The sequence below is a fragment of the Pelagibacterium flavum genome, assembly GCF_025854335.1.
Taxonomy (GTDB): domain Bacteria; phylum Pseudomonadota; class Alphaproteobacteria; order Rhizobiales; family Devosiaceae; genus Pelagibacterium; species Pelagibacterium flavum.
Genome location: NZ_CP107716.1, coordinates 2,892,278 through 2,905,517, shown reverse-complemented (window position 1 = coordinate 2,905,517; position 13,240 = coordinate 2,892,278). Strand labels below are relative to the sequence as shown.

The 13,240-nt window shown below is 60.2% G+C and carries 18 protein-coding genes and 1 pseudogene; 14 read left to right on the top strand and 5 right to left on the bottom strand.

Translation table 11 applies throughout. The annotated features are described in order from the left end of the window. Window positions 1-34 precede the first annotated feature (34 nt). From OF122_RS14660 to OF122_RS14615, 11 genes are read left to right on the top strand one after another with little or no spacing between them, the layout of a single operon-like run. On the top strand, window positions 35-856 hold the full coding sequence (locus OF122_RS14660; protein ID WP_264224933.1) for an aldo/keto reductase: 822 nt from the start codon (window positions 35-37) through the stop codon (window positions 854-856). 43 nt (window positions 857-899) lie between these two features. Further along, window positions 900-1,958: an ABC transporter ATP-binding protein gene (locus OF122_RS14655; protein ID WP_264224932.1), complete on the top strand. Its 1,059-nt coding sequence runs from the start codon at window positions 900-902 to the stop codon at window positions 1,956-1,958. 7 nt (window positions 1,959-1,965) lie between these two features. Continuing rightward, window positions 1,966-2,724, top strand: coding sequence for an SDR family NAD(P)-dependent oxidoreductase (locus tag OF122_RS14650; RefSeq protein ID WP_264224931.1), 759 nt, complete (start codon window positions 1,966-1,968; stop codon window positions 2,722-2,724). 37 nt (window positions 2,725-2,761) lie between these two features. Further along, window positions 2,762-3,514, top strand: coding sequence for an RraA family protein (locus OF122_RS14645; RefSeq protein WP_264224930.1), 753 nt, complete (start codon window positions 2,762-2,764; stop codon window positions 3,512-3,514). 24 nt (window positions 3,515-3,538) lie between these two features. Further along, window positions 3,539-4,036, top strand: coding sequence for a 2,4'-dihydroxyacetophenone dioxygenase family protein (locus tag OF122_RS14640; protein WP_264224929.1), 498 nt, complete (start codon window positions 3,539-3,541; stop codon window positions 4,034-4,036). A gap of 5 nt (window positions 4,037-4,041) precedes the next feature. Next, complete coding sequence (locus tag OF122_RS14635) at window positions 4,042-4,806, top strand: SDR family NAD(P)-dependent oxidoreductase (RefSeq protein WP_264224927.1); 765 nt, start codon at window positions 4,042-4,044, stop codon at window positions 4,804-4,806. 22 nt (window positions 4,807-4,828) lie between these two features. Then, window positions 4,829-5,308, top strand: a complete 480-nt coding sequence (locus OF122_RS14630; protein ID WP_264224926.1) for a heme-degrading domain-containing protein — start codon at window positions 4,829-4,831, stop codon at window positions 5,306-5,308. Window positions 5,309-5,365: 57 nt separating this feature from the next. Then, window positions 5,366-5,941, top strand: a complete 576-nt coding sequence (locus OF122_RS19695; protein ID WP_319019372.1) for a Gfo/Idh/MocA family protein — start codon at window positions 5,366-5,368, stop codon at window positions 5,939-5,941. Then, window positions 5,856-6,380, top strand: coding sequence for a Gfo/Idh/MocA family protein (locus OF122_RS19690; RefSeq protein ID WP_332844091.1), 525 nt, complete (start codon window positions 5,856-5,858; stop codon window positions 6,378-6,380). The genes OF122_RS19695 and OF122_RS19690 overlap by 86 nt, the downstream gene beginning before the upstream one ends. Before the next feature lie 46 nt (window positions 6,381-6,426). Then, window positions 6,427-6,774, top strand: coding sequence for a hypothetical protein (locus OF122_RS14620; protein WP_264224925.1), 348 nt, complete (start codon window positions 6,427-6,429; stop codon window positions 6,772-6,774). Between the two features lie 23 nt (window positions 6,775-6,797). Continuing rightward, complete coding sequence (locus OF122_RS14615) at window positions 6,798-7,265, top strand: host attachment family protein (protein WP_264224924.1); 468 nt, start codon at window positions 6,798-6,800, stop codon at window positions 7,263-7,265. Here OF122_RS14615 and OF122_RS14610 read toward each other — a convergent pair. From OF122_RS14610 to OF122_RS14600, 3 genes and pseudogenes are all read right to left on the bottom strand, one after another. Then, on the bottom strand, window positions 7,262-7,909 hold the full coding sequence (locus OF122_RS14610) for a phosphoribosyltransferase (protein ID WP_264224923.1): 648 nt from the start codon (window positions 7,907-7,909) through the stop codon (window positions 7,262-7,264). The genes OF122_RS14615 and OF122_RS14610 overlap by 4 nt on opposite strands. A 142-nt stretch (window positions 7,910-8,051) precedes the next feature. Continuing rightward, window positions 8,052-8,261 (bottom strand): annotated as a pseudogene (locus tag OF122_RS14605) (glutamine cyclotransferase); the annotation flags it as partial. A gap of 87 nt (window positions 8,262-8,348) precedes the next feature. Next, window positions 8,349-9,800 (bottom strand): FAD-dependent monooxygenase, encoded by a 1,452-nt coding sequence (locus OF122_RS14600; RefSeq protein WP_264224922.1) that lies wholly within the window; start codon window positions 9,798-9,800, stop codon window positions 8,349-8,351. Window positions 9,801-9,887: 87 nt separating this feature from the next. Between OF122_RS14600 and OF122_RS14595 the strand changes: the two genes are divergently transcribed. From OF122_RS14595 to OF122_RS14585, 3 genes are all read left to right on the top strand, one after another. Next, on the top strand, window positions 9,888-10,076 hold the full coding sequence (locus OF122_RS14595; RefSeq protein WP_264224921.1) for a hypothetical protein: 189 nt from the start codon (window positions 9,888-9,890) through the stop codon (window positions 10,074-10,076). A 131-nt stretch (window positions 10,077-10,207) separates the two neighbouring features. Then, window positions 10,208-10,675 (top strand): DUF3237 domain-containing protein, encoded by a 468-nt coding sequence (locus tag OF122_RS14590; protein ID WP_264224920.1) that lies wholly within the window; start codon window positions 10,208-10,210, stop codon window positions 10,673-10,675. 90 nt (window positions 10,676-10,765) lie between these two features. Beyond that, window positions 10,766-12,064 carry a flavin-dependent oxidoreductase gene (locus OF122_RS14585; protein ID WP_264224919.1) on the top strand — a complete coding sequence of 433 codons (1,299 nt, stop codon included), beginning with the start codon at window positions 10,766-10,768 and terminating at the stop codon, window positions 12,062-12,064. Between the two features lie 361 nt (window positions 12,065-12,425). On the opposite strand, the gene OF122_RS14580 is transcribed toward OF122_RS14585, so the two are convergent. Further along, window positions 12,426-12,710: a pyocin activator PrtN family protein gene (locus OF122_RS14580; protein ID WP_264224918.1), complete on the bottom strand. Its 285-nt coding sequence runs from the start codon at window positions 12,708-12,710 to the stop codon at window positions 12,426-12,428. Between the two features lie 179 nt (window positions 12,711-12,889). After that, on the bottom strand, window positions 12,890-13,231 hold the full coding sequence (locus tag OF122_RS14575; protein WP_264224917.1) for a hypothetical protein: 342 nt from the start codon (window positions 13,229-13,231) through the stop codon (window positions 12,890-12,892). Window positions 13,232-13,240: the final 9 nt, after the last annotated feature.

Sequence of the window (13,240 nt, the reverse complement as noted above, 5' to 3'; positions counted from 1 at the left end):
CCAATTTTTGAGATGTTTCGAGGAGTTAGCAACAATGATCGCAACGACCGCCCAAGGTATCCCAAAACTCGGGCTCGGCACGTTCGGGCGCACGGGCGAGGACGGCGTTTCGGCCCTTCTCAATGCACTTGAGATCGGGTATCGCCACATCGATACGGCTCAAAGCTACGATACCGAATCCAGCGTCGGCGAAGCAGTTCGCCGATCCGGGCTGGCGCGCTCGGAGGTCTTTATCACCACCAAGGTCGCCGATACCAACCTGGCCAAGCCCGATTTCCTGCCTTCGGTCGAAAAGAGCCTCGAGACCCTTGGCGTGGACGGGGTCGATCTGTTGCTGATCCATTGGCCATCGGACAAGGATGCGGTGCCTTTCGAGGATTACATGCTTGCCCTGGCGCACACACAGGAGAAGGGTTGGGCGAAACGCATAGGCGTTTCCAACTTTCCGATAGCCCTGCTCGAGAAGGCCGAGACGCTGCTGGGTGCCGGTGCCTTGAGCACCAACCAGGTGGAACTGCACCCCTTCCTTCAAGCCCCAAAACTCACGGCCTACGCCAAAGAAAAAGCCTTGCCGCTCACGGCCTATATGCCGCTGGCCAAGGGCAAGGTCAGCAAGGACGCGGTTCTTGGCGGGATTGGCGAAAAGCATGGCGTTTCGGCCGCTGCAATCTCTCTGGCCTTCCTCATGGCCGAGGGGCACATCGTCATTCCGGCCTCTTCCAGTTCAGAACGGCTGGCCCAGAACATGGCGGCAGCCGGGGTCACTTTGGACGCGGACGATATCGGGGCCATCCGCAAGCTCGATCGCGGCGACCGCATGATCGATCCTGACAAGGCGCCTGCCTGGGACGATTGAGCACCATTTTACACCAAGCGAATGCGACAGACGGGAACTGACAATGGGTACGGTATCGATAAAGGAAGCGCGCAAGGCGTATGGGGCGGTAGAGGTCCTTCATGGAGTCTCACTCGATATTGCCGACGGGGAATTTGTCATACTCGTCGGCCCGTCGGGCTGCGGGAAATCCACGCTGTTGCGGATGATTGCTGGCCTCGAAGAGATATCGGGCGGCACGATTTCCATCGCGGAGCGGGTGGTCAACGATCTGCCGCCCAAACAGCGCGACATCGCCATGGTTTTCCAGAGCTATGCGCTCTATCCCCACAAGACAGTCGCCCAGAATATGGGGTTCTCGCTTCATCTTGCGCGTACCCCCAAGCCCGAAGTCACGCGGCGCGTTGATGATGCAGCGCGTATCCTGGGGCTTGAAAAGCTGCTCGATCGCTACCCGCGCCAACTCTCGGGCGGCCAGCGTCAGCGCGTGGCCATGGGGCGCGCCATCGTTCGCGATCCTGAAGTGTTTCTTTTTGATGAGCCGCTTTCGAACCTCGATGCGAAATTGCGCGTTGCCATGCGCACCGAGATCAAGGCGCTTCATCAGCGGCTGGGTACGACTACAATCTACGTCACCCACGACCAGATCGAAGCCATGACAATGGCCGACAGGATAGTCGTGATGCACGACGGCATTGTCGAGCAGATCGGCACACCGCTCGAACTCTACGATGAACCGGCCAATCTGTTTGTCGCCGAGTTCATCGGTTCACCGGCCATGAACATTGTCGAAGGCCGTATCGCCAATGGCCAATTCGTCGCGAGCGATGGAACGGTCGTCCCTCTCGGTCAGACGCGCGGTGTGGTCGAGGGCCAGGCGGTCAAACTCGGCGTTCGGCCGGAAGATCTGGTCCTTGATGAAGCCGGTCTCTCGGGCACGATCGTTACGATCGAACCGACCGGCTCTGAAACCCACGTCACCCTCACCGTCGCTGGGACGGACATCAGCGGGGTATTCCGTGAGCGCATTTCGAGCCGTCCGGGCAGCGCTTTGCCCGTACGGTTCAACCCCGACAGGCTGCACCTTTTTGATGCCGAAACTGGCGCAAGATTGAGCGCGTGAGACGATAATGACTGCGATCTATCCGGACCTAAAAGGCAAGACAGTCCTTGTGACCGGCGGTGCTGGTGGCATCGGCGCCGCCATTGTACGCGCGTTTGCCGCCCAGGGTGCGCATGTTGGATTTTTCGATATCGACCGGACCGAGGGCGAAGCTCTCGAGAGCCAATTGACCGCGTTAGGTCAATCGGCGCGGTTTTTTGCCGTGGACATCACCGACATTGTCGCCCTGCGCAAAGGCATCGCCGATCTGCGGAGCGCTTTGGGACCGGTCGCGATCCTGATCAACAACGCTGCACGCGATGACCGCCACCCGGCCCTTGATGTGACCCCGGAGGACTTTGATGCCCTGATGGCAGTCAATTTCCGGCATCAATTCTTTGCTTCCCAGGCCGTGATCGAAGGCATGCGCGAACTGGGCGGAGGATCGATCATCTGCATGAGTTCGATTTCCTGGCTGGCCGGTTTTGGCGGCATGCCGCTCTATACCGCTGCAAAGGCAGGCATATTGGGTCTCGTCAAGTCCCTGGCCCGCGATTTCGGCCCTGACGGTATCCGCGTCAATGCAATTTCTCCAGGCTGGATCATGACCGAACGGCAGATCGCAAAATGGCTCACGCCCGAGGCCGATGCCATGCGCGAGGAGCGTCAGGCTCTCAAGCGCCGGCTCGTCCCCGACGATATCGCCCGGCTGACGCTGTTTTTATGCTCCGAGGAGGCCTCGGCAATCACCGGTCAGAACCATATCGCTGACGGCGGGTGGATCTGACGCGTCCGGCAGATACACATTACAGGAAAGGCACGCTGTGCAATCACCATCGGAAATCAAGGACATAACGCGTCCCGCCAAACGCATCTGCGACGCACTGGCCGCAATCGGATCGGCGACGGCAAGCAGTGAACTCTCCTTCATGGGCATTCGAAATCCGCATATGCGCGGGCCGAATGCGCTGCGGCAGGGCTATTCGGTCGCCGGTCCCGCACTGACGCTCCTGTGCATGCCCAAGCGCGAAGACATCTATGGCGCCGGCGAGTACGAGAACCCCGAGCTGCAGCTCCATCGCCACGTGCTTTATCCCGCGCAGGCCGGCGACATGGTCGTTGTCGATGCGCGCGCCGATATGGCGAGCGGAATTTTCGGCGAGATGATGCTGACGTTCCTGGCCGGTCGCGGCGGTTCGGGCATCGTTGTCGATGGCTGCATCCGCGATTCCGCCAAGGCAAAGGAACTCGATCTTGGCATCTGGGTGCGGGGCGTGACGCCCAATTATCACGCCCAGACCGAAATCATTCCCTTTGCTGTCAACGTGCCGGTCGCGTGCGGCAATGTTCTGGTCATGCCTGGAGACATCATCGTCGCCGATGACGACGGCGTCGTCTCGGTTCCCGTTGCCATGGCCGAGGAATTGATCGAGCGCTGCAGCCATCACGTGGAGTGGGAAGAGTTCTCGCGCCTTCGTCTGTCGCAGGGCGGAGACCTGCGCAAATATTACCCTCTCAGCGAAGCGGCGGAAGACGAATATCGCGCCTGGAAAGCCGAGCAGGGCACCACGGGCTGACCTCATAGTGATCGGAGACCATATATGTACCGGAACATGAACGGTTCAACGCACGTCCTGGCCGCTGCCGAGATCGCCGTGCCCGCCATACCCGAGGACGAGCGCGTCTGGGTGCCCCAGGCCGAAGGCGTCTGGTTTCGCCCGCTCATGCTCAATACGCTCGCGGGGCAGTGGTGCAATCTTTTGCGGGTCAGACGCTCGGGCGTGCTCTCGCGTCACCTGCACCCCAATCCTGTGCATGGCTATGTGATCAAGGGGCGCTGGCACTATCTCGAGCACGACTGGGTTGCCGAGACCGGATCATACGTCTTCGAGCCACCCGGTGAAATCCATACGCTTGTGGTTCCGGAAGACTGCCCGGAAATGATCACGTTTTTCAACATCACCGGCTCGATGATCTATCTCGATTCCGATAACAGGCACACCGGATACGAGGACGTGTTCAGCAAGATCGACATGTGTCGCGAGCACTATGAATCGGTCGGGCTGGGCGCCGACTACCTCGACCGGTTCATTCGTTGAGACCGATGATACAAGCCGATCCTGTCAGCTTTTCCTGGGCGCAGGAGTGGTACTGTGATAGGCACGTTCTGGTGGTGGGTGGCAGCTCGGGCATCGGCGCGGCGATCGCGCAAGGCTTTCTCGCGGCCGGAGCCAATGTCACTGTCACCGGCGTTAGTGACCAGGAAATCGAAGCCCTGGCCGCCGACCCCCGATTGTCCCGCGCGACCGCCATCACGCTCGATGTGCGCGACTCATCGGCTGTTGAAGCCGAGGTCGCTGCTCTGGGCGAACTCGATTGCCTCGTCAATTGCGCCGGGATCATCCGGCGCGGTGAAGAGCTCGACCCATCGGTTTTCGCCCAGATTGTCGAGGTGAACCTTAATGGTGCCATGCGCTGCTGTGCGGCGGCGCGGCCTGCTTTGGCCAGATCGCCAACCGGGGCCATTCTCAACATGGCGTCCATGCTGTCCTTTTTCGGAGGCGGCCTTGTGCCCGGATATGCGGCCAGCAAGGGCGGTATCGCGCAACTGACCAAGTCTCTCGCCATCGCCTATGCGCCCGATGCCATCCGCGTCAACGCAGTGGCACCCGGCTGGATCGCAACGCCTCTTACCCAAGGTCTGCGTGACGATCCCGAACGCTCTCGCGGCATTCTCGAGCGCACGCCAATGGGCAGATGGGGACAGCCGCACGATGTCGCCAGCGCCGCCCTGTTCTTGTGCTCGCCGGCTGCCGCCTTCGTCACCGGCGCCATCATCAACGTCGATGGCGGCTATTCCGCCATGTAGCACCACAGTCAAGGACATCCCAATGAGCCCCATCGAACCAACGCTTGAAGAGCTGACCTCCCAACACCAGAGCCTCGTTCTCGAGCGCTTCGATTATGCCGTCGCCTGGGCCATCGGGGCCTATATCCGCGATGCCGCAACACGCCAGAGCTTGCCGATCGCCATTGAAGTTTCCCATGGCAATGCACCGGTCTTTCTCGCGCTCATGCCCGGAGCGACGCCCGACAATATCGATTGGGTCCGGCGCAAGCGGGCGGTGGCGGTGCGGTTTCACAAGAGTTCGCTGTATATGCGTATTGAGGCCCAGCACAAGAACTGGGATTTTTCCAAGCGCTGGCGCATTCCCGAAGCCGACTACGTCGCCAGCGGGGGCAGCATTCCCATCGTCGTGCGCTCTGCGGGTGTCATAGGGGCGGCCACCGTGAGCGGCCTGACCGACGTTGCAGATCATGCCCTGGTGGCCGATGCGCTCAGGGCCGTGCAAGCAGACGGCAGGCCCTGAAGGCCAACCGCACCGGCCGCCTTGTTCAATCTTTCAAGCCATCAACAGGAGCCGCGCATGAGTAGGGACAAAAAAATCCGCTGGGGAATCTTGTCCACCGCAGCCATCGGCATCAATCACGTCATTCCCGGACTGCTCAAATCGCCCCACGCCGAGATCGTTGCGATTGCATCGCGCAATGGGGCGCGAGCCCAGGCGGTTGCCGACCGGTTTGCCATACCAAGGGCGTACGGCAGCTATGAGCAGTTGCTCGACGACCCCCAGATCGACGCCGTCTATAATCCACTGCCCAATCATCTGCACGTCGATTTTACCCTGGCGGCGGCAAGCAAGGGCAAGCATGTGCTCTGTGAAAAGCCTATCGGCATCACCGCAGACGACGCCCGACGCCTCCGGTCGGCGCCAGAGGGGATCCTGATAGGGGAAGCCTTCATGGTGCGCCATCACCCCCAGTGGAAGCGGGCCAGGGAAATTGTGCGGTCCGGCGAGCTGGGGGAGGTCAAAGCGATGCGAGCGCTTTTCGCCTATCACAACGTCGAACCGGACAATGTGCGCAACAAGGCCGAGATCGGGGGCGGGGGGGCTACTCGATATCGGCTGCTACGCGGTTGTGGCCGGTCGGTATTTCTTTGAGGCTACGCCCGTGCGCGCCCTGGCGCTGATTGATCGCGACCCCGGTTTCGGCACCGATCGGTTGGCCAGCGTGTTGCTCGATTTCGGCGAGGGGCGCCAACTGAACTTTACCAGCGCCACCCAGCTCGTACCGGCCCAGTCTCTGGAGATCCTGGGGCCATCGGGCCGGCTCGAGATAGCAATTCCGTTCAATGCGCCGGCCGATCGGCATACTGCGATCGTGATCGACAAAGGGGAAAGCCTGGGTGGAGAATTGGCGCGCCGCGAGATTGTGCCCGCCTGTGATCAATATACTGAGCAGGCCAACGCCTTTGCCCGAGCCATAACTGCAAAGCAGCCGCTTGAGCACGACGTGGCCGATGCGATCATCAATATGGCCGTGCTCGATGCCATCTTTGCCAGCGAACGCAGCAATAGTTGGGCGCCAGTGCAAATTTAGCGCCACCAGCAGACAAACTCCCCGCCAGTCCATCTGGGTGAAAACCTTGATTGGCGATAGCAGGCTGCACGTCTTCGAGTTGGCGACGGTCCTTGACGCCGATCAACGACGGTTACGCTCCGCCGAAGCAAACTCGGATCCGGACTTTCTCGTGAGCCAGAATGGTGCATCGGGATGGCTAGTGAAGATCATTTCACCAGATGCGCTTCGCTGGACGCATGAGCGCGCGAAACTGCTGCCCTTGGACGATCAAACACGCAAGTTCGAAACCGATCTCGCCGGCGTGAATCTCAATCCTCGGGCGTCGCCCCAATTGATCCCGATCAATGCTGGTAGCGCCGAGCGGGACAACATTGGCCGCAGCGGATCGCGACCACGCCTTCCGCACCATTGAAAAGTAGTTGCGAGGTCTCGGTCATGCGCGCTTCCCGCCGGCCAATTTTTCCCAAGGACACACTGGTTCTCGTCTGCGATGGCGCCAAGGCGCTGTTTTTTGAGAATGCCGGCGATGAGAAGGCACCCAATCGCAAGCCTTTGAGCGTACAGGTAGAGCCTCACCCGCCCGCCCGTGATATGGGCCGGGACCGTCCGACGCGGGTCTATGACAGCCATGACGGCTCGCGCAGCGGCTCAGATCAGACCGACCGGCACGCCGAGGCCGAAGTGGCGTTTCTCAGTGAAACGGCGCGGGAACTCGACCGCATAGCCGAGGAGCGCAAGTCGACCCGGATAGTGATTGTGGCCCCGCCGAAGGCCTTGGGCGTCCTTCGGAGCACCGGAAAGGCGAACCGCGACAGGATTGTCACTGAGCTTGCCAGCGATCTCGTCAATCATCCGACGTCCGAGATCGAGCGTCACATCGCTGCGCTTGACCGCCCGGCCTAGCGCTCGGCGCGCCTGGACTTCTCAAGAGCCGCTATGACTTCGGCATCGTCGACCTGGCGGAAATCGCCGTAATATTCCCCGATCGAGCCGAAATCGCTGAAACGCTCAAGACAGACGACCTGATCGGCCTGTGTGAACAGATTCAGCGTCTCGCTCGGCGCGACAGGGGTCGCCACCACGATCTGTCGGGGGCCGCGGCTGCGCAACCCCCGCAGAGCCGCTCGCATTGTCGCTCCCGTCGCGATGCCGTCATCCACGACAATCACGATCCTGTCCTTGATCTCCGGATATGCTCGTTCACCCACATAAACGGAACGGCGGCGTTTGATCTCCTCAACTTCGTCCCGCATCGCCTTTTCGAATTCGGCTTCTGAAACCCGTGCGCCGCGGATCACATCGTCGTTGCGCACGACGATCGGGTGTTCGGCATCGACAACCGCACCAGCGGCAAGCTCTGGCTGGCCCGGCACGCCTATCTTGCGGACGATGAGAAGATGCAGGGGCACTGAAAACGCTTCGGCGATTTCGGCAGCCACAGGAACGCCGCCACGGGGCAGGGCAAAAACGACCGGCTCCATGTCCCGATAATCTGCGAGGGCCCTCGCCAGCCTGCGACCAGCCTCGGTTCTGTTGACGAAACTCATTTTGTTTCCTTGCGCCAGAGACTGGCGGGTTCGCTAGAGTGGGCCATGCGTTCGTGCAATCTCGGAACTGTTCGGAAGCTTCAGACAAAAGATGGCGTTCCGCAAGCCGGCATGGACCGAGGCGAGGGGGTGTTCCCGATCACTACGGGACGATACGGCTCGGTCTTCGGATCGAGCGGACCACCGGGCCGTCTCCGCCCCCGCAGAAAAAGCGGTCGCCGCCATCGGATTCGAGGCCCGAAACCGCCGTCCCGCCCGGCATGTCCAGTCGCTGCAGCACTTCACCGCTAGAAGGATCGATGCGCCGAATATAGCTTCTGCCGTTCTCCCAGGTGCCATGCCAGAACTCGCCGTACGCCGGTCGATGGCCCATCCAGTGAACCGAACGATCATACAGGACACCCACCTTGCTCCATTCCCCGTCAGTACCACGTTGCGGTCAAAACCACTTGGCGATTGCACCGCCAAGGCTTCCAGGATTCCCATCCTTGACCCAGGCAACATGTCCATCGGGCCGGATCAGGACTGCCGCAGGCGTTTCGACCGCACCGATGACGGGAAGCTCGATGGTTCCCTCCAACGTCGCTTCAACCAGCTTGATGCGGTTTTCCCGATCCGCGATATCGAAGTTCTCGGTTTCGCCTAAGGTCAGCAGCACCGGCCGGGCATCGTAAAGAAGATTGAAGACCGTCGTCGGGCCGTTTGCGGTCGTGATGTCGAGATCGGGCATCCGCCGCCCCAACAGTGGGTGACCCTCGCCAAGGTCGTAATGCACGTCCAATCCGGACATCTGTGCCGCATACCATTTTCGCGGCCCGTCCATTTGCATCACTTTGGCCATCATCTCACGCAGGGCATTGGTCCGTTCGTCGCCACGATTCAGCGCGGTCAGCGCAAGGGTGCTTTTGAGCAGGGCCACTCCGATGGGGTGTCGCTCTGTATGATAGGAGTTCAGCAAATCGTCCGCTGAAATTCCCCTGACCACCTGGCCGAGTTTCCAGCCCAAATTGACGGCATCCTGTAGCCCGATGTTCAGCCCCTGTCCTCCTGCGGGGGAGTGGACATGGGCGGTGTCGCCCGCCACAAGGATCCTGCCTTTGCGATAGGTTTCGGCCTGACGCGCGGCATCGGTGAAGCGTGAGAGCCAGGTGACGTTGCGAACGCTGAAATCGGTGCCATACGCCGCGGCCAGCGCCCGGCGCAGGTCATGGATATCGGGTCCGTCTCCCCGTTCGAGTTCTTGCTCGGTTATCACGCCGCGGAAGCGATTTTCGCCGTCCAGCGGACCGATGGCATAAAGACCTTTCGGGCCGTGACGGATGCCAAGTTGCGGGCCCGACATCTCCGCTTCGAAGATCAGATAGCTGATATCGGAATCCCAGCCCGGAAAACCGATGCCGGCCTTCTTGCGCACGATGCTGCGCCCGCCATCGCAACCGACAAGATATTGCGCGCCCAGTGACCGGCCATCATCCAGGGCGACGGATACGCCGTCATCGCGCTCGGTGAAGCCGGTAACCTTGCAGCTGCGATAGAATTTCGCCGGTAGTTCCGAAACCCATTCGGCGAGGCCCAGTTCGATTTTCTCCTGCCACAGTGCGAGTGTGTAATTGTGACGGGACGGGCGATCGCTGGCATCGAGAAGCGCTCCGGCAAAATGGACCACATGGTGCTTCTCGCCTTGGGCGATGAATCGATCGGCAATGCCACGTTGGTCGAGGACTTCGATTGAGCGCGGGTGCAGGCCGCCCGCTCGGGAGCCCTCAACCTCCTGGTTTGGCCGCTGCTCAACAATGGCGACATCTGCGCCCGCCAACGCCAGCTCGCCCGCCAGCATCAGTCCTGTCGGGCCGCCTCCGGCGATGATCACTTGATGATCGAAATTGAACATTTCTCAGCCTCACATAGTGTCAGGGGCAAGTCGTTTACGACGAGGCGAGGGTCTTGAAGCAAGCCCCTTGTGCACCACATATACAAAATGGCGGACGACGCCCTTCATGGGCGCAATGCCTTTGCCTATTTCCCGCTTCTTGGCGATGTGGAGCCCTTGCCCAAATACCTTCACAACATGGCGATGCTGGCCACCGTCCTTACCGCGGGCGCCATCGCCCTGCCGGTCGGAGGATCGCGAAATAATTCGACGACGACTAAAGAGCGAGCGCTTTGACACCAGGACCGCCGGGATCAGAACGCTGGCGTGGAACGTTGAGCGGCAGGTCCCATCGCACGAACGGCGGTGGATATTCGCGGCTGGTCAGGCTATGGCTTTCCGGCGCCAACCACATCGACGAGCCAATATTGACCTCTCTTCCTACCCCCGGCCTTAGCTATTTCTGTACCCTCGAGGTCCATCTCTCCAAGCCCGTGAGCGTGGGACCGTCCGCCGCCGGCACAAAGCGGGTCATACCCATCAAGGGTGGGCGCGTGCATGGACCGAAGATTTCCGGCCGCATTCTCGACATGGGCGCCGATTGGCAGATGATCCTGGAGGGAGGCATTGCCGAACTCGATGCGCGCTACGCCTTCGAAACCGATGACGGTGCGGTAATCGAGATACGCAACTTCGGCATCCGGCACGGCCCCGAGGACGTGATCCAAAGGCTGGCGGCGGGAGAAGCCTGCCCACCGCAATCCTATTACATGCGAAGCGGTGCCCGGCTCGAGACCGGCCATCCAGATTACGCATGGATCAACAAGACCATGTTCGTGGGCACCGGTGCGCGGCTGGCCAATGCCGTTCAGATCGATCTTTACGCCATCGACTGACAACGGAAGATCGCCGCTCGAGCGGGCCGGCGGGTTGGACACTGCCGCCGCAATTGGCTAGTTTCCGCGAAAAAGAGATAGGGGAAATCAGTGACCGAACCTCGCGTACTCATCGCCGGCGGCGGCATTGGCGGTCTGGCCATGGCGCTGACGCTTCATCAGATCGGCGTAAAATTCACCGTATTTGAGTCCGCACGCGAACTCGCTCCGCTGGGGGTGGGGATCAATCTCCAGCCCAACGCGGTCCGCGAGCTCTATGACCTCGGCATCGGCCCTGACGATCTCGATACGATCGGCGTGCCATCCAGGGAATGGGCGCTGGTCGGGCTCAACGGCAACGACATCTATTCCGAGCCGCGCGGACTATTGGCCGGTTACAGCTGGCCGCAATATTCGGCCCATCGCGGCCGCCTGCACATGCTGCTCTACAACAAGCTCGTCGAGCGCGCCGGGCCCGGCTGCGTCAAGCTCGGCCACAGGGTGACCGGCTACGAGCACGCTTCCGACGGCACCGTTAGCGCGCAAATCCGTCTCGCGGACGGCCATACGGCGCAAGAGACGGGCACGCTGCTTGTCGGCGCCGATGGCATCCACTCTCAAATCCGCGCCCAGATGCACCCCGATCAGCCTCCCATCAACTGGGGCGGCGCCATCATGTGGCGCGGCACCACAAAGGCCAAGCCGATCCGCACCGGCTCATCCTTCGTGGGGCTGGGCACGCACCGGCACAGGCTGGTTTTTTATCCCATCTCCCCGGTCGATCCTGAAACCGGGCTTGCCACCATCAACTGGATCGCCGAGCGAACCGTTGAGACCGGCGGGGACTGGACGAACAGCGGCTGGTTCCGGCCCACCGCTGTCGAAGAGTTCATCGACCATTTCGCCGACTGGCGCTATGACTGGCTGGACGTGCCGGACCTGTTGAGCCGCGCCGACATCGCCTATGAGAACCCCATGATCGACCGCGATCCGGTCGATACATGGCAGGACGGGCCGGTGATACTGATGGGCGACGCCGCGCATGCCATGTACCCAACCGGCTCGAATGGCGCCAGCCAGGCGATCGTCGACGCTCGCGTGCTCGGTGCCGCCATGCTCGAAAAAGGCATCACCCCGGCCGCGCTGGCCGCCTACAATGAAAAGCTTTGCGGCCCGATTTCCCAGGTCATCCTGCGCAACCGCAGCGCCGGACCGTTCGGACTGCTCAACATTGTCGACGAGCGGTGCGGCGGCGTATTCGAGGACATCGAAGACGTCATTCCATCCCACGAACGCAGCGCGTTCATGGCCAAATACAAGTCAGCAGCGGGATTTGCCGTCGAGCAGCTCAACGCCGCATCGCCGACCATCCCGGCGGGTCAGTCACTGGCTCGTGCCGTTCCGGCCTAGTGCGCTTCCCACAGGGATCCAACAGAGCATCGCACCAGGCAGAACTTCGCTAGCCATTTGGCTAAGCAGGATTTTTTCGGGATTTGGTTGGGGAGGCCTGATCGCCCATATCTGAACTTTATCGGCGCACCCAAGCTTACATTGAGATGGTAACACTTTGAAAAATCGGGTGGTGAAAGGCATATTTATTACGAAGGACCGCAATGTCGGTCGGCCCGATCTCGGTATGATTTAGGAAATATCTGTAGGTGACCGAAAAAATAGAGAATTCTCCATCGCGCCCATGATGGACTGGACGGATCGTGCCCGAATCGCAGGCGCTTTGTGGGTTGTGTCGTACTTCTCGTCGTACCGAATTGGACTAGGCGGCTAGCTGTCTGCATTCTTTGCGCGCTGCTTCCCGCCGTGCGTCGAGCCATTCGGCAAGGTCTGCTACGTGAATGCCTTTAGCGCTTTTTTGGCTGGCCTCCACTCGCATCATAGGAATAGCAATTGCGCCCTCATTCACCTTGCGGACGAATTTGGCAGGGTCCAGATGGCTAAAATAATCTCGACAAACCTGTTCGACCGGGATCACGACGCGCTGGCCGTATTGCGCCAACAAAATGGCGATTGTGCTGTGGTTGTCGTTCGATGCTTCAGTCAAGAAGCCCTGCCCGAACGCGGGCGGAAAAATCCAAAATACGCATCCTAAAAATTCCTTTTTCTAATTTTTACTCCTTTTTGCCTATTATGTAGCAAAATATGCCATCTACATAGCAAAATAATCCGATAATGTCAATCTGAAAGTGATTTTTGAGAATTTAATGCTACTGGACAGCCCTATTAGGCCGCCTTCGCCACCTTCTCCCGCCGCGCTTCCCAAAGCTTCTTATTCCGTTCGGCCCGCGTGATCGGCACGTTCAGGACTCGCTGGCCCTCAACCGTGATCATGCCAGCCGGTTTGTCAGGATAAAAACCACGGCGCTCAATCTGCAATTCAAAGCGGCCTTCGATCACGCTTGCCGGATCGGCTTCGTCAGGGCATTCCCAGAGGAAATAGGATTGATTGAACATTAGGCGCGATACTGCAATTTCAGGGTCGCGTTTCATATAAAATCGCTTGTCGAGATAAGCCCAGCGCCACTGGGTCGCGTGCGTTCCCAATTTCTCATTCTTAGGTTTCATCGCGCGGCC

Bases quoted from the DNA above. Each gene is read 5' to 3' on its own strand.
- OF122_RS14660 (WP_264224933.1), top strand. From the start codon at position 35: ATGATCGCAACGACCGCCCAAGGTATCCCAAAACTCGGGCTCGGCACG.
- OF122_RS14655 (WP_264224932.1), top strand. From the start codon at position 900: ATGGGTACGGTATCGATAAAGGAAGCGCGCAAGGCGTATGGGGCGGTA.
- OF122_RS14650 (WP_264224931.1), top strand. From the start codon at position 1,966: ATGACTGCGATCTATCCGGACCTAAAAGGCAAGACAGTCCTTGTGACC.
- OF122_RS14640 (WP_264224929.1), top strand. From the start codon at position 3,539: ATGTACCGGAACATGAACGGTTCAACGCACGTCCTGGCCGCTGCCGAG.
- OF122_RS14635 (WP_264224927.1), top strand. From the start codon at position 4,042: ATGATACAAGCCGATCCTGTCAGCTTTTCCTGGGCGCAGGAGTGGTAC.
- OF122_RS14630 (WP_264224926.1), top strand. From the start codon at position 4,829: ATGAGCCCCATCGAACCAACGCTTGAAGAGCTGACCTCCCAACACCAG.
- OF122_RS19695 (WP_319019372.1), top strand. From the start codon at position 5,366: ATGAGTAGGGACAAAAAAATCCGCTGGGGAATCTTGTCCACCGCAGCC.
- OF122_RS19690 (WP_332844091.1), top strand. From the start codon at position 5,856: ATGTGCGCAACAAGGCCGAGATCGGGGGCGGGGGGGCTACTCGATATC.
- OF122_RS14615 (WP_264224924.1), top strand. From the start codon at position 6,798: ATGCGCGCTTCCCGCCGGCCAATTTTTCCCAAGGACACACTGGTTCTC.
- OF122_RS14610 (WP_264224923.1), bottom strand. From the start codon at position 7,909: ATGAGTTTCGTCAACAGAACCGAGGCTGGTCGCAGGCTGGCGAGGGCC.
- OF122_RS14600 (WP_264224922.1), bottom strand. From the start codon at position 9,800: ATGTTCAATTTCGATCATCAAGTGATCATCGCCGGAGGCGGCCCGACA.
- OF122_RS14595 (WP_264224921.1), top strand. From the start codon at position 9,888: ATGGCGGACGACGCCCTTCATGGGCGCAATGCCTTTGCCTATTTCCCG.
- OF122_RS14575 (WP_264224917.1), bottom strand. From the start codon at position 13,231: ATGAAACCTAAGAATGAGAAATTGGGAACGCACGCGACCCAGTGGCGC.